General features: G+C 29.6%; 18 protein-coding genes and 2 tRNA genes. 4 read left to right on the plus strand and 16 right to left on the minus strand.

Features of this window, described 5'->3' with window-relative positions; all coding sequences use genetic code 11:
* Positions 1 to 133: 133 nt before the first annotated feature.
* A tRNA-Asn gene (locus EO083_RS04030) sits at positions 134 to 209 on the plus strand.
* A gap of 214 nt (positions 210 to 423) precedes the next feature.
* On the opposite strand, the gene EO083_RS04035 is transcribed toward EO083_RS04030, so the two are convergent.
* From EO083_RS04035 to EO083_RS04080, 10 genes are all read right to left on the minus strand, one after another.
* Positions 424 to 1,350 carry a hypothetical protein gene (locus EO083_RS04035; protein ID WP_126992904.1) on the minus strand — a complete coding sequence of 309 codons (927 nt, stop codon included), beginning with the start codon at positions 1,348 to 1,350 and terminating at the stop codon, positions 424 to 426.
* Positions 1,351 to 1,361: 11 nt separating this feature from the next.
* The gene (locus tag EO083_RS04040) at positions 1,362 to 2,729 is read right to left on the minus strand and encodes an MATE family efflux transporter (RefSeq protein WP_126992905.1); all 1,368 of its coding nucleotides are present in this window, start codon (positions 2,727 to 2,729) and stop codon (positions 1,362 to 1,364) included.
* Between the two features lie 97 nt (positions 2,730 to 2,826).
* Positions 2,827 to 3,798, minus strand: coding sequence for an electron transfer flavoprotein subunit alpha/FixB family protein (locus tag EO083_RS04045; protein WP_126992906.1), 972 nt, complete (start codon positions 3,796 to 3,798; stop codon positions 2,827 to 2,829).
* 14 nt (positions 3,799 to 3,812) lie between these two features.
* Positions 3,813 to 4,595 carry an electron transfer flavoprotein subunit beta/FixA family protein gene (locus EO083_RS04050; RefSeq protein ID WP_126992907.1) on the minus strand — a complete coding sequence of 261 codons (783 nt, stop codon included), beginning with the start codon at positions 4,593 to 4,595 and terminating at the stop codon, positions 3,813 to 3,815.
* A gap of 12 nt (positions 4,596 to 4,607) precedes the next feature.
* Complete coding sequence (locus EO083_RS04055; RefSeq protein WP_126992908.1) at positions 4,608 to 5,747, minus strand: acyl-CoA dehydrogenase; 1,140 nt, start codon at positions 5,745 to 5,747, stop codon at positions 4,608 to 4,610.
* A 423-nt stretch (positions 5,748 to 6,170) separates the two neighbouring features.
* Positions 6,171 to 6,246, minus strand: a tRNA-Met gene (locus tag EO083_RS04060).
* A gap of 60 nt (positions 6,247 to 6,306) precedes the next feature.
* The gene (locus EO083_RS04065; RefSeq protein WP_126992909.1) at positions 6,307 to 7,101 is read right to left on the minus strand and encodes a metal ABC transporter permease; all 795 of its coding nucleotides are present in this window, start codon (positions 7,099 to 7,101) and stop codon (positions 6,307 to 6,309) included.
* On the minus strand, positions 7,088 to 7,816 hold the full coding sequence (locus EO083_RS04070; protein WP_126992910.1) for a metal ABC transporter ATP-binding protein: 729 nt from the start codon (positions 7,814 to 7,816) through the stop codon (positions 7,088 to 7,090). Before EO083_RS04070 ends, EO083_RS04065 begins: the two co-directional genes overlap by 14 nt.
* Entirely contained in the window at positions 7,803 to 8,594 is a 792-nt protein-coding gene (locus EO083_RS04075) for a metal ABC transporter substrate-binding protein (protein WP_126992911.1), read from the minus strand. The genes EO083_RS04070 and EO083_RS04075 overlap by 14 nt, the downstream gene beginning before the upstream one ends.
* Complete coding sequence (locus EO083_RS04080) at positions 8,584 to 8,967, minus strand: Fur family transcriptional regulator (protein WP_126992912.1); 384 nt, start codon at positions 8,965 to 8,967, stop codon at positions 8,584 to 8,586. Before EO083_RS04080 ends, EO083_RS04075 begins: the two co-directional genes overlap by 11 nt.
* Before the next feature lie 135 nt (positions 8,968 to 9,102).
* Between EO083_RS04080 and EO083_RS04085 the strand changes: the two genes are divergently transcribed.
* The 3 genes from EO083_RS04085 to EO083_RS04095 all read left to right on the plus strand — a co-directional run bounded on the left by EO083_RS04085 (position 9,103) and on the right by EO083_RS04095 (position 10,406).
* Positions 9,103 to 9,501, plus strand: coding sequence for a secondary thiamine-phosphate synthase enzyme YjbQ (locus EO083_RS04085; RefSeq protein ID WP_126992913.1), 399 nt, complete (start codon positions 9,103 to 9,105; stop codon positions 9,499 to 9,501).
* An 11-nt stretch (positions 9,502 to 9,512) separates the two neighbouring features.
* On the plus strand, positions 9,513 to 9,992 hold the full coding sequence (locus EO083_RS04090; RefSeq protein WP_126992914.1) for a shikimate kinase: 480 nt from the start codon (positions 9,513 to 9,515) through the stop codon (positions 9,990 to 9,992).
* Between the two features lie 135 nt (positions 9,993 to 10,127).
* Positions 10,128 to 10,406, plus strand: coding sequence for an HU family DNA-binding protein (locus tag EO083_RS04095; protein WP_004104645.1), 279 nt, complete (start codon positions 10,128 to 10,130; stop codon positions 10,404 to 10,406).
* Between the two features lie 32 nt (positions 10,407 to 10,438).
* Here the strand turns inward: EO083_RS04095 and EO083_RS04100 are convergent, their stop codons facing one another.
* The 6 genes from EO083_RS04100 to EO083_RS04125 form a co-directional block, all read right to left on the minus strand.
* The gene (locus EO083_RS04100) at positions 10,439 to 11,293 is read right to left on the minus strand and encodes a DegV family protein (protein WP_126992915.1); all 855 of its coding nucleotides are present in this window, start codon (positions 11,291 to 11,293) and stop codon (positions 10,439 to 10,441) included.
* A gap of 23 nt (positions 11,294 to 11,316) precedes the next feature.
* Positions 11,317 to 11,868: a hypothetical protein gene (locus tag EO083_RS04105; protein WP_126992916.1), complete on the minus strand. Its 552-nt coding sequence runs from the start codon at positions 11,866 to 11,868 to the stop codon at positions 11,317 to 11,319.
* 110 nt (positions 11,869 to 11,978) lie between these two features.
* Positions 11,979 to 14,978, minus strand: a complete 3,000-nt coding sequence (locus tag EO083_RS04110; RefSeq protein WP_126992917.1) for a PD-(D/E)XK nuclease family protein — start codon at positions 14,976 to 14,978, stop codon at positions 11,979 to 11,981.
* Positions 14,975 to 18,100 carry a UvrD-helicase domain-containing protein gene (locus EO083_RS04115; protein WP_126992918.1) on the minus strand — a complete coding sequence of 1,042 codons (3,126 nt, stop codon included), beginning with the start codon at positions 18,098 to 18,100 and terminating at the stop codon, positions 14,975 to 14,977. Before EO083_RS04115 ends, EO083_RS04110 begins: the two co-directional genes overlap by 4 nt.
* A 10-nt stretch (positions 18,101 to 18,110) precedes the next feature.
* Positions 18,111 to 19,085 (minus strand): UDP-glucose 4-epimerase GalE, encoded by a 975-nt coding sequence (gene galE / locus EO083_RS04120; RefSeq protein WP_126992919.1) that lies wholly within the window; start codon positions 19,083 to 19,085, stop codon positions 18,111 to 18,113.
* 1 nt (position 19,086) lies between these two features.
* Positions 19,087 to 19,827 carry a pseudouridine synthase gene (locus EO083_RS04125; protein ID WP_126992920.1) on the minus strand — a complete coding sequence of 247 codons (741 nt, stop codon included), beginning with the start codon at positions 19,825 to 19,827 and terminating at the stop codon, positions 19,087 to 19,089.
* Positions 19,828 to 19,961: the final 134 nt, after the last annotated feature.

Below are 19,961 nucleotides of genomic sequence, written 5' to 3' on the forward strand. Positions count from 1 at the left end.
AAGGAAATTGAAAGTTGACATTTTTACAACTTGTGATATATTTTTATTAGTGTTATAAGTAATATATCCCATAAAAAGTGATTATTGACAAAAAACAGGAAATATGGTATAATATATAGTGATAACGAAGGATTCCGGCGTAGCTCAATAGGCAGAGCGGGTGGCTGTTAACCACTAGGTTGGGGGTTCGAGTCCCTCCGCCGGAGCCAGTTATTGTGTAAATCGGGGCTTTCAAGTCCCGATTTGTTTTTATTACTTACCCTTTCTTTTTAAATGATTATATAATTAAATGATTATATAACATTCATAAAATTTCAAATCTTGAATCAACTTCAATAACCAAAATTTTTTCAGGCTTTTTTTCGAATATTTTTAACAAAACATCTCTTGATCCAAAATCTTTCTTTCCTGCAATAATTTTTCTTATTTTTTGTTTGGATCTATAATATCTTGGTACGATTTTACTTGATTGTAAGCTTCGCTACCAATCCTAGTAAATTCTCCATTCTTCTTTAAAATTATGCCATTTTTTACTTCTATAAAGGCAATATTTTCTGAATTATTTGCTATTACTATATCTGCTTCTCCACCATAAACAGTTTGCTCCGAAAAAAATTCAAAACTATCGTTGTCAAAGCTAATTTTGTCAAATATGGCTTCTTTATATTTATAAATCGATGCTTCAAGAATACGCTTTATTAATGTTTGAAGAAATATTTCTTTGTCAACAATATTTTCAACTGAAAATTTTTCCTTATTAATATCCTTATTCTTTGAAAATACTTCAACAAAATCTTTCAATGTAAAACTTCTTAAACTCACACTTAAACTTTCTATTCCAAAAATTTTATTAATATCATTTAAAGATAGCTGAAAATGAGATTTTTTTAAACTAACTCTTGGTATCAAATTTATACCAAATCTTTCAAAACCAGATTTAAAAACAAGTGATGTTAAAAAATCTGTCTTCTCCAATAGTTTCAAAGTTAACCTATATGGAAAATAAATATTTCCTTTTCTAGTGATTATTGCTCTCCATTTGTCACCGTTATTCAGTGGTACTGGATCATATTTTTCATTTCCTATAGAATTATTTGATTTTCTATAATACTCAGGAATAAGCTTTTTTTCTACTTTGTACAAATTGAAAATTCTTCCGTTATAATAAAAAGAAACATAATCGCCTTCATTTATATCCAAATAAGCCCATATGCCATTATCGGTCTCAGGAAAACCTGCAATGTTATTTTCAATGCATTTTTTTAAATTTTCTTCATTAGACAGTATAACAATAAAAAACTTAGATTTTAACTTGTTATTCAATTCATCAATTCTTATTGTAATTTCCATTATTCTTCCTCCTATCTTTTGTCAAAACTTTTTTTTATATTTCTAACTGTAAAAATACCCCATGTAAATGTAATAGCTGCGGAAATTGCATTTCCTGTTACAATCCCCCACCAAACTCCATTTAAACCAATATTAAATACAAAAACATACAAATAGGAAAATAAAACTTGCATGATTATCGTCCTATTTATAGAAACAATCATACTCCTTATTCCATAACCTGTTCCTTGAAACATGGAGGAAGTAAACATTCCAAATGGCACTCCCGGCAAAAATAATGATAAAATTCTAAGCGCATTTACAAGTTCACTGTAAATCCGTGCGCCATTTTCCGAATAAGTAAAAGCCTTTGCAATGTAATTTGCAAAAATTAGAATAGAACTCATAACAACCAGCGAGATTATTTCCCCAAATCTAATAGCATACAAATAAGCCGTCTTTAATTTTTCAGCATCTCTTTGACCATATGCTGCACCAGTTACTGAAGTAACTGCAGTTGCTATCCCAATCAACGGTACTGTCCCAAAGTTTATAATCCTCCAGGCGCTAGTAAAGACGGCTATTCCTAAATCTTTTCCCGCTTTAACCGCAAAAATGTTTAACACAAACATTGCAACAGACATTGCAATTTGGGCTATCGAAGAAGGAATTCCAACCCTTAATATATCATTTATTATCTTTGCTTCAAGTTTCATTCCTTTGATATGTATAGAAACATATGTATCTTTTTTTATAAACAACCAAAAAACAATTAAGATAGCTGAAACAAGTATCGAAAAGACAGTTGCATAAGCTGCACCTTTTATTCCAAGTTTAAATGTATAAATAAAAAGTGGGTCCAAAAAGATATTAAGTATCGATCCAATCGAAATTGCATACATTGCTTTTTTTGCGTCACCTTCTCCACGCAAAATTCCATTTGAAACGTTATTAAACATTAAAAGCGGAATGGAAAATATAATTATATAAGCATATTTTAGAGTTTCATCTAAGACTTCTTTGCTTGTCCCCAATACTTCTAAAACAGGTCTAATAAGAGCTAAAGATATAATCATAAAGCTAGCTCCAAAGATAACAGCTATTGCTAGTGAATTTACAGCAGCTTTATCAGCTTCATGCTTATTTTTTTCTCCAATTTTTCTTGCTATAACTGAACTTGCACCAACGCCAAGTCCAGATGCAAGAGAAATTATTATCATAAATATTGGAAAAAATGCACCTATAGCTGCAAGTGCCGCAGGCCCAAGTCCAGCAACCCATATACCATCAACCAAGTTATACATAGTTTGAACTAACATTGCAAATATCATAGGAATAGAAAGTTTTACTATTGCTTTTTTTGGATCACCTTGAAGTAATTTAACACCTTTTGTTTCCACAAAAATCCACCCCCAAAGATAAAAAAAGAGCCTCTTCACGTTGAAGAGGCAAACAACTCCATTTATATTATACACACTTTTCTAACTACTTCAAAATTTATTGTTTTAAAGTCCTTAATTTTTCAATTAATTTTGGAATAACTTCGTATACATCTCCAACTATTGCATAATCTGCTATTTTAAATATAGGCGCATTTTTATCTTTATTAATAGCTATTATACATTTTGAATCTTTCATTCCTGCAATATGCTGTATTGCACCTGAAATACCGCAAGCTATATAAATTTTCGGTTTTACTGTTTTTCCAGTTTGACCGACTTGGATTTCTTGAGGTGCCCAACCTGCTTCAACTGCTGCACGCGAAGCTGCAATTGTACCATTTAATTCTTTTGCAAGCTCTCTTAAAAGATCAAATCCTTCCTTCTTTGAAAGTCCTCTTCCTCCTGCAACTATAACATCACTTTCGGTAATATCTTTTAAAAGAGAGTTTTTTTCCATAATTTCCAAAGTTTTTGTTATACAATTTTTTTCAAGTTCAAATTCAATTTTTTCTATTTCTGGAATTTTTTCTAATTTTTTTGCCTTAAAAATACCTGGTCTTACAGTTGCCATCTGAGGAATATGTTCAGGACAAATAATAGTTGCCATTATATTGCCACCAAAGGCTGGTCTTGTTTGAAGTAATAAACCATCTTCGTCTAAATCAAGCTGTGTGCAATCTGCAGTAAGACCGGTATTTAACTTTGCTGCAAGTCTTGGAGCTAAATCTCTACCAATTGATGTTGCACCAATTAATAATATATGAGGTCTGTTATCTTTTATCAAATTATACAATGCATCTGTATATATTTGGCTATTGTAAAATTGCAAATCTTTATTATACAAATGAACTATTTTATCTGCTCCATATTTTGAAATAGTATCTTCCAAATCATGTTTATCAATGTAAACTGCTACAACCTTTGCATTTAATTTCTGTGAAAGTTCATTTGCTTTTGTCAAAAGTTCAAGACTAACTTTTTTCACCTTTTTATTAAATGTTTCTATATAAACCCAAATTTCTTTCATTTTTATTTTCCTCCTTATATTAAATGCTTTTCCTTAAGTTCTTTAATGAGGATTTGAACTTTTTCATCTATACTTCCTTCAATTATTTTAGTTTCTTTTTCAAAAACTGGAGTAAATGTTTTCTTTACTTTTGTAGGTGAACCTTTCAATCCAACTATGCTTTCATCAATTTTTAAATCATCGTTATTCCAGATTTGTATTGGATCTCCTTGACAAATATCAACTAACCTTCTTACATCCAGATACCTTGGATTATTAGCTTCTTTAACAACGGAAAATAAAACCGGAGGCTTTGCTTCCACAATTTCAATATAATCATCCATTTCTCTTTCAATTAAAAATTTTCCGTCTTTATATGTAATCTTTCTTACATACATTACCTGAGGTATACCAAGTTTTTGTGCAATTTGAGGTCCAACTTGAGCAGTATCTCCATCTATAGCTTGTCTTCCAGTAAATATAACGTCGAATCCAATTTTCTTGATTGCTTTACTTAAAACATTAGAAGTAGCCCACGTATCAGAACCGCTAAAAACCTTATCACTAATCAAAATTGCATTGTCTGCTCCCATGGCTAAAGCTTCTTCAAGTACTTCTTTTGCTTGTTCTGGTCCCATAGAAACTACAGTAACTTTAGCTCCAATTTGATCCTTTAATTTCAAAGCTTCTTCAAGAGCAGCTTTATCATCATAGTTCATAATGGAAGGTACTCCTTTTCTAATAAGTGTTCCGGTTATTGGATCTATCTTTAACTCTGTAGTATCTGGCACTTGCTTTATGCAAACCACAATATTCATATTGTTTCCCCCTTACTTTAGTATGTTTGATGAGATTACTATCTTTTGGACTTCTGTGGTCCCTTCATATATTTCGGTTATTTTTGCATCTCTCATCATTCTTTCAACTGGATATTCTTTTGTATAGCCGTAACCACCATGTAATTGGACAGCCATTCTTGTAACTTCCATTGCAACATCTGAAGCATAATATTTTGCCATTGCAGCTTCCAAAGAATAATCTGGAGATTTCATTTTCTTCAAAGCAGCATTATAGACAAGACATCTTGCTGCCTCAATCTTTGTTTTCATTTCTGCAATCATGAATTGGACAGACTGAAACTTTGCAATTGGTCTTCCAAATTGCTCTCTTTGCTTAATATATCTTACAGTTTCATCAAAAGCACCTTGTGCAATTCCAAGGGCTTGAGCTGCTATACCGATACGTCCACCATCCAGAGTTTTTAAAGCAATTTTAAATCCCTGCCCTTCTCTGCCAAGCATATCTTCTTCAGAAACTACCACATTATCTAAAATTAATTCCGCCGTTGCAGAACCTCTAATTCCCATCTTTTCTTCAATCTTTCCTATGCTAAATCCAGGTGTATCTCTTTCGACTATAAATGCACTTATACCCTTTGCTCCTAGTTCCTTATTAGTGGAAGCAAAAATTATATAAATATCTGCAACCCCACCGTTTGTTATAAATATTTTTGTACCGTTTATAACCCAATTATTACCATCTTTAACTGCATATGTAGATTGATTTGCAGCATCACTTCCAGCATTTGGTTCAGTCAATGCAAATGCACCAAGTTTTTCACCAGTTGCAAGAGGCCTCAAGAATTTTTCTTTTTGATAATCAGTTCCATAGTAATATATTGGCCAACAAGCTAAAGAATTATGTGCTGAGAGAATAACCCCTGTAGTTGCACAATATCTTGAAATCTCTTCAACTGCTATAACATAAGATAAATCATCAGCTCCTGCTCCACCGTATTCTCTTGGAATATTCATTCCTAAAAAACCGTATTTTTTTAACTTTTCAACATTTTCCATTGGAAAATAACCTTCTTCATCAACCTTTGCTGCAAGATTCTTAAATTCTTTTTCAGTTATCTCTCTTGCCGCCTTTTTAATCCACTTTTGAAGTTTCGTAAGTTGAAATTCCAACGCAAGTTCCCCCTTTTTAATTTGTGATTTTTTTAACATTTATCCAATAATATTTTAACATCAAATCAAAAATCATGAAATTTTTCACGATTGAGATTAAAAGTCAATATCACCATCTGAAAGCTTTAAATAGTATAAAGCTAAAAAAATCACATAAAATCTAACTAATAAAAAATTACCAGGTCTTTTTTCAAATTTTACAATATTGTACTCTCCATCACTTACCTAATAATAATAATTTTTAATCCTTTTAGGTGGATCTCATTTGTAAATGTCAGTGGAAGAATTTTTATTTTCTTAACTTTAATTTAATTACTACTAATAACTAAAGTTGTTTGACCAAATTCATATTCAGAAAAAGAAAATTCAACATTGTAAAAAAAAATGGAGCCTATTGGCTCCATTCTCTTATCTTTTTTATTTTGGTGGCGGCGATGGGACTCGAACCCATGACTCACTGATTATGAATCAGTTGCTCTAGCCACTGAGCTACGCCGCCGCGTCTAATATAATATCATAATTTATTTTTGATGTCAATAATAAGATTAATGAGTAGATATTACTTTTTTTTGAAAAATAGTAAAAAGACAAAAACTATAAAAGATGTTAAAACAATTGAAGGGCCTGGTGAAATATCAAGAATATATGCAATGTAAAAACCTATAATAGATACAAGGACATTATAGACAATCGAAATAAAAAACACACTTTTGTACGATTTTGCAAAACTCTTTGAAACAAGACCTGGAATTATTAAAAGCGCTCCAAGTAAAATAACCCCAGAAATCTTTACTATACCTACTACCATTACAGAAATTACGCCCAAAAGCAATGCTCGAAGCAAAGAAGTTTTTACCCCATAAAAAGAAGCCATCTTTTCATCTGCAAGAAAATACAGTATTTCTTCTCTGTAAATAGCTAAAAAAACGATTATCAATGTTATTATAAACAATAGAAAATAAAAATCATATATATTAACTAATAATATGTCTCCAAACAAATAACTTGTTATGTCCTGAACGTATGTAGAACTCTTTGAAAGTAAAATAACACCAACAGACATAAATACTGGAAGCAACATCCCTATTGCACTATTTTCATGAATCTTACTTTTATTAGTAAAATAGCTTATTATAATTGAAAATACTATAGCAGTTAAAACTGCCATAAGTCTATAGTTAACTCCAAATAAAAGACCAAATGCAAGACCTGCAAAGGCAGCATGGGCGGTACCATCACCAATAAACTCCATCCTCTTGTAAACAACTATTGGTGATATGAGTGCTGAAGATATTGAAGCTAAAATAGTGGCTAAAAATGCTATTCTTAAAAAGTCAAATTCAAATATCTCCATGTTCATGCTCCCTTTCATAATGGTTTTTAGATCTTATCCACAAATCAAAATCAGGAAATAGTAATTTTAATTCATCTGGTTTTATTTTTTCTGTTGGCCCATGACAATGAAGAGTTTTATTTAAACACATTACTGTTGTACACTTTTCAAAAACCATACCTATATCGTGAGAAACCATTATAATCGTTAAATTAAGTCGTTTTTGAAACTCTTCTAAAAGTTCATAAAACCTTGCCTTACCCATTTGATCGACACCAGCTTCTGGTTCATCTAAAATTAAAATATCTGGTTCAGAAATCAATGCTCTTGCAAGTGAAAGTCTTTGGATCTCTCCACCTGACATTGTCCCTACAAGTTGCTTTTCTTTTCCTGAAAGTCCTACTTCTTCAATTAGCTTTTCAATAAGTTTTACATTTTTCTTATTTTTGTAGCTCCCCATTTTTACAAATTGATAAGCGTTAATAGGCACCTCCCTATTAAATGTTTGTACTTGTGGAAGGTATCCTATTTTCCCGTTTATCATAACTTCTCCGACATAATTATCTATTTCACCGATTAGAATCTTTATCAATGTAGATTTACCTGCTCCATTAGGACCTACAATTCCAACAAACTCACCTTTTTTAATTGAAAAGTTTATATTTTTTAGAATATATTTTTCCCCTATTAGATAGTTTAAATCTTTAACCACTACAGCTATATCATTTGCCATCATTTAACGCCTTCCTTATCTCTTTAAAATTTTGATAGTAAATATCTATGAACTTTTTAGCATTTACTCCAAGAGGATCTAAAGTGTAATATTTTTTGTTCAGTTGTTTTGAGATAATTTTTATTTCATCTTTTGATTGCTGAACCTCAGAGAATATTGCAACAATATTTTCAGATTTTATAGTTTCTATTAACTTCTTCATACCAACTGAAACATTGTGCCCCTGCTCAACCCACTTGACTTTTAAATTTAACTCTTTAAAAAAGTAGTAAAAACTTGGATGATGAACAAGTACAGTTCCACTTAAATTTAACGCCTTATACTCTCTCAAAAATTCATCAATTTCACCCAAAAGAATTTTTGCATTTGCCTCAAAATCACTCTTGTACTGAGGATAAACTTCACTTAATTTTTCAACAATTGTTGGAATTATATAAAACTTGACAAAGTAAGGATCAAGCCAAAAATGTGGGTTGTTGTATTCAACAAACAAAGAAGGAATATAATCTCTCAAATATACAACATCAAACTTACTTAAATCTGGTTCTATTCCATCATTTGCAAAAATAATATTTGCTTTTGAAAGGATTTTTACATCACTTACTCTTAATGAATAAGTATGGGGATTTACATTAGGACCAAGTAGCAAATGTACCTCATCTTTTTCGCCTACAATTTGCTTAACAATCAAATAGTATGGATTAATAGTTGTAACTATCAAAGAAAATGAAAGCGATGAAATCAAAATAAAAAAGACTGTAAATAATATCTTATTTTTCATGCCCTTTTACCTCCTTCCTACATTTTTTACACAATCCTTTAAAATAAAATACATGATCTGTTATAAGATAACCAAATTTATTCTTAATTTTCTTTTCAAGTTCACTTGCCATACACTCTTCAAAAACTTCTATTTTTCCACAATTTGTGCAATATAAAAAATGAAAATGCTTATCTTTTGAAAAATAATACTTTGTTCCTCCATCAAAGGACACAGAAGAAATATAGCTTTTTTTCTCAAGATAATTTAAAGCTCTATATACGGTTGACAAATTAGGTTTGAAATTATTCAACCTATAAATATCTTCAGCATTAAGTGGTTTCTCACTTGAATTTATAACATCCAAAACCAATTTCCTCCATTTTGTCAGCACTTCTTTTCCCTCCAAGTAATTGCAAATGCAAATCATTTGCATTTATATTATAATAAAAAAAATTATAAAAATCAAGTAAAATTGCAAGTAAAACAGTTTTTATGATATAATAGGCTTTGAAAAGGGGGAATAAAGATGCTTTACAGCTTCGAAATTCCTACAAAAGCAAGAAATGAATTTATAGACATAACTCATAAAATAGAAGAAACGATAAGTAAATCTGGTGTTAAATCAGGCATTTGTGTGGTGTTTGTTCCACATACAACTGCAGCTGTTACTATAAATGAAAATGCTGATCCTTCAGTGAAAAGCGACATAGTTAAAACTTTAAACAAGGTAATACCTGCAAACTGGGATTATACCCATATTGAAGGAAACTCTGATTCTCATATAAAATCTACACTTGTATCTCCAAGTATAACTTTAATAATAGAAAATGGAAAATTAGTTCTTGGAACATGGCAAGGGGTATACTTCTGCGAGTTTGATGGTCCAAGGAGGAGAAAAGTTTTTATTAAAATATTATCTGATTAGGGGGGATTTAATTGCCTTTGTATATAGTTGGACTCCCAGGAAGCGGCAAATCGGCTGTGGGAAGAATTTTAAAAGAAGATTTTGGATACGATGTAGTTGATTTTGATGAAATATTAAAAATTGAAACAGGAAAATCATTCAACGATGTAATTAAAAACAATGGCTTTCAAACAATAAAATCACTCGAAGGAAAATTTTTAAAACGTTTTAAAAAATTTGAAGAGAAAATTGTAGTTACTCTTGGAACCATTTCAAACCTTGATCTTTTTAACGGAAAAATAATATACATTAAAATTCCAAAAGAAAAATTTGTTAAAAGATTAAAAAAGGTAAATAAAAAATACAGTGATAAAGACCTTGATAACATCTTTGAAGAGATGCATTCTATATTTTCACAAAAGGCAGATTTAGTAATTTCTTCCGAGAACAAGACAAAATTCGATATTTCAAAGATTATTGATGATTTTTACAGAAAAAACTTAAAAAAATGATTATTTTGTCTTATTTCTCGTTTTTTTACTATAAAGTTTTATAAAGCCTTATAAATAAACTATTTGCAATTGATACACCAAAAATGATATATTATTATCGTACTTATCACTATTAACTAAGAGGAGGGAAAAGGTATGAGTAAAAAGGAACTTGTTAACATGATCGCTGAAAAGATTCCTGAATTAAAGAAAAAAGACATCAAAGCAGTTGTTGATGCAGTATTTGAATCAATTTCCGATGCATTAGCAAAAGGGGAAAAAGTTCAACTTATCGGATTTGGAACATTTGAAGTAAGAAAAGCAGAAGAAAGAACGGGTGTCAACCCAAGAACAAGAGAAAAAATTAAAATTCCTGCAAGAAAAGTTCCAAAATTCAAACCTGGAAAAGAATTAAAAGAAAAAGTAAACAAATAATGAAAAAAGGTGCCCCAAGAAGGGCACCTTTTTTAATCCAATATTAAAGCCGCAATTCCAACAAGATCAGGTCCCGTATGAGCTGAAAGTACCGTTGAAACTTCTGATTCAAAAGCTCTAACACAATTTTCAATGTTTTTAATTTTTTCAAGTAAACTTTCTTTTATTCGCCTTACACTTTCGCTACTACCAGTTGTAGCAACTATCGAAATGAATTTTTTGTTTGAAACAAATTTTAAAAATTCCTCGTACATTGCATTAATAGATTTCTTAAAACCATGAGCCTTTGCAACCGTATAATATTCTCCTTCTTTATTTACAGATATAACTGGTTTCATTTTTAAAAGTTCTCCGAGCATTGCCTTTACTTTACCTATTCTTCCACCTCTTGCAAGATATTTAAGAGTTGGAATAACATAAAAAACTTTTGATTTTTCAATATCTTCTTTTGATTTTTCTACAACCTCATCAAATGAACTACCAGAATTTATGTATTCAATACATCTTCTCACAATAAGGCTAGAACCTACAGAAATATTAAGTGTATCTATATTTACTATTTTTACATCATTAAATTTTTCCATTAGCTCTTGGCTAATCAATCTAAAAAGATTAAATGTACCGCTTAAATTACTTGAAATATTAAAAGTTATTATCTTTTTATATCCTTCATTTATAAAATCAAGCATAGCTTGTCTTATAGCTTCTGGATTAGGAAGTGAAGTTTTTACTTCTCCATCTAAGTTCTCAAACAAATATTCTTCATCAATCTCTCCATCGTTATATTCTTTTCCATCTACAAATATTCTTAATGGAACTTTCTTTAAAGGATAATCAACATTTCCCACATCACATCCAGAATCAACTACAATTCCTATTTTTTCCATAAAATTCACCAACTTTCTATTTTTCATACATTAGAAAAAGATTCATATACAACTGATGAAATAGCTCTATGATACTTATAGCTTACATTACAACCCTTAATAATCTTTCCTTTAATAACATTTACTATCCTAAATTCTGATTGATCAGGCGGAAGATTACTATTTAAAATATCATTCCCCAGCCTATGAAAATGTTTCAAAGTCTTTTCATTCCAATCTCTCATATCAGGCAATATGTAATAATAAAAGACTTTATTTCTGTGTTTTACATGAAAATGAGTATTCAAGTATATCTTTACCTTTCTCTCACCAATATCAAATGTTTTATAAAATAACCTTTTTGTCGGATTTATAAAATTAAAAAATTTCGTTTTACAAATAATTTTTTTAAAAATTTCAAATAAGTCCTCAAATTCTTCATCAAGAATGTATCTTGCAAGTTCCTCATCTTTTGTTGTAAGATAAATGTTTATTACGTCAAAAAAGTTCTTATATTGCTCCTCGTATTTAAAATCAATAGGTTTGAGCCTTGTAATGATTCTTGCAACATTTTCCGCACATAAAAGTTCTTCCATACATACCCCCCCTATTATATGTAACTGTTACATTAAATTATAACAACAAAAGACATAAACAACAAGAATTTAATTTTTTTGTACTTTTTTGTTAACATTAAAGAAAAAAATTACTTGACTAATTTTATATCTTTATATACTTCAAAACCCCCACAAATATCGGAATATTCGCACTTATAATCCCCTGTACATGTTTTTTCTTTACTTTTAGTAACTTCAAAATTATTCTTTGCCAAATAATTCAAAAATGGTTCAAATTCTCTTTCTACAAAAATTGGTTTAAACTCGCCAGAAAGAATCTTATCCAATATATTTTCTATCCACTCTTTAAAAAAGCTATAATCTACTTTATCAAAGCCAGCTGCCTTACCTTTTCTTTTAATATACAAACTATTGTCTTCTCTCTTTAAAAAGTAAGATTTTTTATCCTCTATACCTAAAAATACTAGATAAGTATCAAAATCTTCTTCGTTTTTTTCTCTTATTACATAATCATACAATAGCAACTGTTCAATTAATTTATAATACTTAACTGTTGTTTTGTAATCAACTATCGCATAAGCTTTTTTGTCAATTTTTTCCATACTATCAGTAACTTCAGAACTTTTCTTACCAACAAAATTTGTATAATTTTCTTCAAGTTCATCTATTCTATCAATCCTTGCTTCAAACTCCACATTTCTATTAAATAAACTATGAACCTTATACACCTCTTCCAAAGACTTTGTGGCTTTAATCTCTAAATTTTTTCTTCCAATCTTTAGATAACTTTCACTGAAGAGTCCTTCGATAAATTCTTCTAATTTTTGAGTAAACTCTTCTACCTTTATTTCTCTTGGAATTTTATACCTATCAAATTCTTCTTTATATATTTCATCATATGCCTCTTCTACATAATTTTTTATCTTTTCTTTATTAAATGATATTTCTTTTTCAAAGTAATTTTTCAGCACCCTATGATACAATATTCCTTTATAAAGGCTCGATTTATCTTGGTTATAATACCTTATACCTGCAACATGTTTAAAATAATAATATAATGGACAGTTTACATAATCTGAAATTCTACTATGACTTAACCTTTTTACCTCCACATCACTTTTAAATTCTTCATTTAATGTCAATTTACTTTCCCCAAAATATGCCTCATATATCCTTTTATCTTCTTCAGAAAAGATCATCTCTGGATCAAGCAAAATATAGCTTTCATCGCTTTCTTCTTTAATTTTTCCAAACTCTGTTGCATATATAGATGGGACAACAGGATCACCTGATAGTGTTGCCTTAGGATATGAAATATAGTTATGAGAAGAAAATATAAGCGAAAGTACAAAATTTCGTCTTTCTACTTCTTCATTAAAAGATTTCAACTTGTTTGGATCTGAAAGTGTTTGCAAGATAAGTGGATTAACATTAAAGCTAGGATAAACACCATCCAACGCATTTACAAAGAATTTGTATTCTTTTTCTACAAATCTAGCAATTTGAACATCCACTATATCAACTGCATTTTCCTTTCTTGGTGAAAGCCTGTAGTTTTCAGCATTTACAATACTTGTTAAAATTTTAAACATATTCCTCCAGGAGGTTTTTCCCATGTTATACTGCAGGAGGTTATCTATAACTTCAGAAAATTTGTACAGGGCACTAATTTCCTCTTGAATTATGTTTATATATTCTTCATTATTAAAAATCTCAAACTTATCTAAGAATTTTTCTTTAATAAATCTTTTAAGAAAGACAAGAAAATCATCCTTTATATTTTTATCTATCTCTTCAAACAAACCAAATACATTCTCTAATACCTTTGAAAACTTTAAATACTCTTCTTTCTTTTCTTCTATTTGCTGCATTACATCTTCATCTTCAACATTTTCTAGTTCTTTAATTCTTTCATTTATTTTTTCTATTACACTTTTTGAAAAATCTCCTTCTTCAATAGAAAATTCCTTAAACAAGGATTCAATTTCATCCATTGTAAGCCCTAATGTGTCTATAAAAGGTGTTTCTAAAGTTGCAAAGATATTTTCTAAATCATACCCAAAATATTTTGTCTTAAAAGGTTGAAGAATCATCTTAATTACTTTACTCTCTGAAAGTTTTACACTCATTGAAAGATTAAAAGGAACTTTCATTTCATCTAATTTTTCTGCAATTTGTTTTGCTATTTGAATATTAGGAGCAACTATAGCAATATCAGAAGGATTTACCCCTGAAAGAATCAGCTTTTTCACTTTTCCACTAACATTAACAATTTCACTTATAACATTCTTGTATCCAACTACTTCTGTTTTCTCCTTTAAATTTAATTTTTCTGTTTTTGACTCTTCAACCTCAAATCCACTTTCGACTAAAAATTCATATATCATATCAAGTTGACTAAAAGCTCTATCATCTATTTTTCTCCATACATAAAAATAAACATCTTCAAAATAATTAAACATTTCCTTTAAAACCTGTCTCAAGATAGGTGTTATATCAAAAAATCCACTTACAACAAGTGTTTTTCTTTTTGATTCAACAAACTTTGCATTTTCAACGTACCATTTATACGAAGTAATTGGGTCATATACTATCTCACTCTTTTGAAGTGTTAAACTTATGTCCTTTAACAACTCATTAATAAGTCTTGCAACGTTACTTTCATTATTTAAAAGTTCACTAATTTCCATATAATAGGGCGGTAATTTTTCAAAACTTGAGTTTCGCATTTCCCATGCCTTTTCAAATAAATCAAGAATGTATTCTAAAATTCCCTTTGACTTTGAAACAATTTTTATAAACTCTCTGTAACTCTCATCATCAATGGCTGAATTTCCATACTCTTCTATCTTCTGTGCTATAAAAGCTTTAAAAAAATCCCTATCAAAGAATACTGCATCCATATTATTTCTAAGAAGAGTTTCTACAACGTATTGATTTATAACCCTAAAAGCATCTCTGTTGAGCGCCTTGCCAAATTTCTGAGAAAATTTATCTGATATCTGTCTAACATAATATCCGGTAGGGCCAATGAACAAAAATGAAAATGGATCATAATAATTTAGCATTTCATTAGCCATATAATCAAAATGACCTTTATCTATATCAACAACTATAGCCTTTCTCATGCTTTCACCTTCTTGCAAGATTCAAAATTTTCAATTGCAGCTTTTATTTTTTCTTCAAAATTTTCTTCTAAGATAACTTCTATAAATTCTCCTGTTTTTGTAGAAATAATATATCCCTTTTCTGGAACACCAAAATCTCTTAAAAGATACATATAAAACATTATTTGAAATTTGTACTTTTCAATATTTTTTGAGTTTTTAAAGTCAACATTCTTAAAATCAAGAACATATATCTTATTAGATTTAAATAAGACCTTATCAGGAATTCCAAAAAGCATGTATCTTCTATCATTTACAAAAAATGGCTTTACAACTCTCCACTCAGAAATAACATTTGCTCCCTCAAAAAGTGATTCCAACTTATCTGAAATTTTCACTTTTAAAATCTTTTCCTCTTCAAGGTATCTTAATTGAGAAATAGTATTCACCGAAGAAAGTTTTCTGTGTATATCTGAACCTTCAGAAGTTTTTTCATCAAATAACAGTAAAATATCTTCTTCTTTTGCCTCTTTTTCATTTCCAAGATATCCATACAAAGTAGTAGGTGAGATATAAGACTTATACGACAATCCATTTAAATCTTTAAGGTGCTCTTGCGGTATATCCTTCTTTTCAAATACTTGCTTTGTGCTTTCTTCATCAAAATTTATATCTTTTTCAACATCAATTTCTACTTCCTCAAAATCACCAATTAACCCCTTTAATTCTTCTTTTTCCTGATCTGAAAGTTTCAGATAATCTGCCAAGGTATTATCCTTAGAATCTTTAAATATAATCGGTATAAACATTTCAGAAGCTCTTGTAATAGCAACATACAGCTTTCTTCTATCTTCGGTTTTGTCGTATACTCCATCTTTGTAAAATTCCTTTATCGCCTCAAATATTCTTTCATCATGCTTTGTTTCTTTCTTTAAATCATCAAAAAATTTTCTTAAAATGTAATATGTCGTTTCTCTTTCCTTTGAAAACATTACATTTCTATTAGATTGTTTCTCGCTTGAATAAAGATCCCCCAAAATAACTATCTTAAATTCAAGACCCTTTGATGCATGTATCGTCATAAGTTTTACACTATCTGAATTTTCATCTTCCGTTGCTGCTTCAGATTCATTCTCCATAGAAAGCTTTTCAATTAACTTTACAAGTTGTGAAAAAGATTCTGCCATCTGATCAATTGCTGATGCATCTAAAATAAGCTTTTTTACATTTAATATTGCGTTTTGAAAATCTTCAAAATAGACTAGTTTTTCAAAGTAATTTAGCTCTCTTACAAGCCCTTTTAAAACTTCAGCAGGTCTAATAAAGTACTTAAGCTGGGAATATTTCTCTAGCACTTCAATTGCTTTATTTACTTTTTCATCATCAAATTTAATCTTTTTAGCTGTTTGAAAAAGAGATTCATCTAAGTTTCCTTCTTTTTTTAATTGAGTATTTTTTGAAATAATCTTTACATAATCTCCAAACTTTCCGAGAACCAGCGGTGAAAAGAAAAATTGTGTAAAGTAAAAATCATTATTTGGATTTTGTACAGCATACAAAGCATTTAAAAGCGCCTTTATTTCAAGCCTTTCAAAAAAACCTTTACTTGAAACAACGTGAAGTGGAATATTAAATTTTTTAAAAACATTCTTGTATACCTCTTCTTGATTACTAAGAGTTGATCGAAGAATAACAAAATCTGAATACTTTATCTTTCTCTTTACATATCCATCTTTTTCTTTTACAGTCATAGTTTTACCAACAAGATTTTTTATTATATACGCTGCAACCAATGCTTCACTTTCTCCCTTTTCTTTTTTATTTTTACCACCATTATTAACCAACACGTATTTTATTCTTGAATTTTTATCTTTTAAAGCTGGAACCTCTCCATCATATTCTCTCTTAGCAATTGATTCATCAAATTCCTTGTTATACCAAAGTTTGTTGTACAAATCTGGAGAGATCGTCTTAAACACTTCAAATTCATCTACTTCCTCATTTTTAGAATTTTTTACTATAGTCTTGCTAAATATCTTTTTTTCAGATATAAAGTTAAAGTATTTTACTAAGACATGGTTAGATCTCCAATTTTCCTGGAGTGCGAGAACTTTTTCTCCACGCTTTTCAAATTCATTTTGAGTTTCTAAAAACACAGAGACATCTGCATTTCTAAACCTATAAATTGATTGTTTTCTATCTCCAACATAGAATAAATAATTATCTTCCCCATGAAGTTTATCAAAAAGCTCTTTTTGTAGATAATTTGTATCCTGAAATTCATCAACAATGATGTACTTAAATTTCTTTTGATATTTTTTTCTCATCTCATCTTGCTTTAAAAAATCCAATGTCTTTTCTAGAACCGCCTTAAAATCAAATTCAAAATTATCTATAGTATATCCTTCATATATTTCTTTTGAAATAAGAAGCATGTATTTAAATACTTCAAGACTCTTTGATCTTATTTCATCAATGTTAAATAACTTTTCAGGCACTGAAGCCCTCTTCATTTCAACTCTCCAATGTTTAAGAACATCTTTTAAAGTGCCCATAAATTTGTTAAGATCTTTATATTCATTTACAAACAATTTTCTTATTTCATCTTTGTATTTTTTTAAAGTTTCAAGATAATTTTTTACCTGTTTTTTTCTTTCACTAGGTATATTGCAAGTTATACTAACTTCATCAAAATCAAATAACTGAAATACATATCTTAAAGTTAAAAAAACAGCTCTTTCAATGTATTTTTCCATCTTTGCATTGCTTATTATAGAAAAGCTTGGATCAATCTTTGCATTAATATTTTCCTCTCTTAAAATTCTCTGGCAAAAACTATCTATTGTAGAGATTATAGCTCTTGACAAATTATTTTTCACCTTTGACCAATACTCTTTATTTTTAGACTTTGAAAATTCTTCATTGACAAGTTTCACAATTCTTTCTTTCATTTCTGCTGCTGCTTTTCTTGTAAAAGTAACAACTACAATTTCATCAACTATCTCTGGATAGTTTTCTTTTTCATACTTTTTAAGTATCTCTACATAATAATTTGTTATTGTAAATGTCTTTCCAGTTCCTGCTGATGCAGATATAAAATAATTTCTATTTATATCCTTTTTAATTTCATCTAATACAGACATCAATATCGCCTCACTTTTTTCTCAAAACTTTATGCCAATTCCATGCAGTTTGAATAATCTTCTCAAGATCGTATTTTGGTTCCCATCCAAGTATTTTTCTTGCTTTTGTGTTGTCTGCGATAAGGTATGCTGGATCTCCTGGTCTTCTATCAACTTCTTCGACTTTAAAATCCACTTTTGTAACTTCTTTTACTTTTTCAATAACTTCACGGACCGAGAATCCAGAACCACTTCCAAGATTAAAATAATCGGTCTTCTTTTCACTAATCAAATACTCAAGGCCTTTAATGTGTGCATCAGCCAAATCATTTACATGAACAAAATCCCTTATACAAGTTCCATCTTTTGTTTCATAGTCCGTTCCAAAAATCTTTATACTTTCTCTTACAGAAAGTGCAGCATCTAAAATCAAAGGAATCAGGTGAGTTTCTGGCTCATGAGCTTCTCCAATTTCCAATGATTCATCTGCACCTGCTGCGTTAAAATATCTAAACCTTATACTTTTTAAACCGTATGCTCTATCAAAATCATCCAAGATCTGCTCAACCATATATTTACTTTTACCATATGGATTAATTGGCGTTTTTGGATCATCCTCTTTAATCGGTATTTTCTGAGGCATTCCATATACAGCAGCAGTAGAAGAAAAAATAAAATACTTAACATCGTGCTTTAGCATTGAATTTAATAAAGTAAGAGTATTTGAAACATTGTTTTGGTAATATTTATAAGGATCAACAACAGACTCTCCAACTTCAATATATGCACAAAAATGCATTACTGCATCTATTTTATATGTCTTAAATACAAGATCCAACAAATTTTCATCTGAAATATCCCCAAGAACAAATTCTCCATACCTTGCAAAACTTTTATGTCCATGAGAGAGATTATCAATTACTACAACATCATAACCCCTTTCTTTTAACATCTTACAAACGTGCGAACCTATGTAGCCTGCTCCTCCAGCAACTAGTATTGTCACTTTATTTCTCCTCCCCCTTTTTTAGCTTTAAAAGTCTTTCTAGATCTTTTCCCTTTAATTTTTTTAAATCTCCTTCATTTGGAACAACTGAAATAGATATAGGTCCATGAGCTATCCTTTTTAGCTCAAGTACTTTGTGACCTATTGATTTAAAAAGTCTCTTTATCTCATGTTTTTTGCCTTTTATAAGTACCACTTTTATAATAGAATAATCAAAACCTTTTTCTAAAATATCAAAATATTCCATTTTTAAAAAGTCTCCTTCATCGTATATTCCTTTCTTTAACTTCAATAAATCATTAAAACTTACACTACCAGAAACTTTAACTATATATTCTTTTTTTACTCCATACTTTGCATTTGTAAGAATATCTATTAATTTACCATCGTTTGTTAAAATCAAAACTCCCGTTGCATCTTTATCAAGTCTTCCTGCTGGCTTGACTGGCGTTTTTATATGCTTTATCAATTCTTTAACTGTCTTTTTCTGCTTTGGATCATACAAAGTTGTTGCATAACCTTTTGGCTTATGAAGAATGTAATATTCAAATTTCTGATTTATCTTTGATTTTTTATTATCAAGCATTACAATATCATCATCTTTTACATCAAACCAAGGTTTGTCAATAACTTTTCCATTGACTGTCACTCTACCTGAAATTATATATTGATCCGCCTTTCTCCTTGCAAATCCACACATTTGTAAATACTTTTGTAATTTAATAATTTCATCTCCCTTCAAACACTATTTTATCATTAAAGACTTGAAAAAAATTAAATATACACTAAAATTAATTTGAAAGATTTCCGGTAATGAGTCAAGCAAGAGATAAAGAAAAAAACAAAAATATTTAGTCATATAATATGGCTTTTGAG

It is taken from the genome of Thermosipho globiformans (assembly GCF_003990895.1).
Classification (GTDB): domain Bacteria; phylum Thermotogota; class Thermotogae; order Thermotogales; family Fervidobacteriaceae; genus Thermosipho; species Thermosipho japonicus.

What these genes read in the sequence shown, in the direction of transcription:
- EO083_RS04095 (WP_004104645.1), top strand. Translation starts at nt 10,128, where the DNA reads ATGAGTAAAAAGGAACTTGTTAACATGATCGCTGAAAAGATTCCTGAA.
- EO083_RS04070 (WP_126992910.1), bottom strand. Translation starts at nt 7,816, where the DNA reads ATGATGGCAAATGATATAGCTGTAGTGGTTAAAGATTTAAACTATCTA.
- EO083_RS04045 (WP_126992906.1), bottom strand. Translation starts at nt 3,798, where the DNA reads ATGAAAGAAATTTGGGTTTATATAGAAACATTTAATAAAAAGGTGAAA.
- EO083_RS04085 (WP_126992913.1), top strand. Translation starts at nt 9,103, where the DNA reads ATGCTTTACAGCTTCGAAATTCCTACAAAAGCAAGAAATGAATTTATA.
- EO083_RS04100 (WP_126992915.1), bottom strand. Translation starts at nt 11,293, where the DNA reads ATGGAAAAAATAGGAATTGTAGTTGATTCTGGATGTGATGTGGGAAAT.
- EO083_RS04110 (WP_126992917.1), bottom strand. Translation starts at nt 14,978, where the DNA reads ATGAGAAAGGCTATAGTTGTTGATATAGATAAAGGTCATTTTGATTAT.
- EO083_RS04050 (WP_126992907.1), bottom strand. Translation starts at nt 4,595, where the DNA reads ATGAATATTGTGGTTTGCATAAAGCAAGTGCCAGATACTACAGAGTTA.
- EO083_RS04065 (WP_126992909.1), bottom strand. Translation starts at nt 7,101, where the DNA reads ATGGAGATATTTGAATTTGACTTTTTAAGAATAGCATTTTTAGCCACT.
- EO083_RS04075 (WP_126992911.1), bottom strand. Translation starts at nt 8,594, where the DNA reads ATGAAAAATAAGATATTATTTACAGTCTTTTTTATTTTGATTTCATCG.
- EO083_RS04035 (WP_126992904.1), bottom strand. Translation starts at nt 1,350, where the DNA reads ATGGAAATTACAATAAGAATTGATGAATTGAATAACAAGTTAAAATCT.
- EO083_RS04105 (WP_126992916.1), bottom strand. Translation starts at nt 11,868, where the DNA reads ATGGAAGAACTTTTATGTGCGGAAAATGTTGCAAGAATCATTACAAGG.
- EO083_RS04115 (WP_126992918.1), bottom strand. Translation starts at nt 18,100, where the DNA reads ATGTCTGTATTAGATGAAATTAAAAAGGATATAAATAGAAATTATTTT.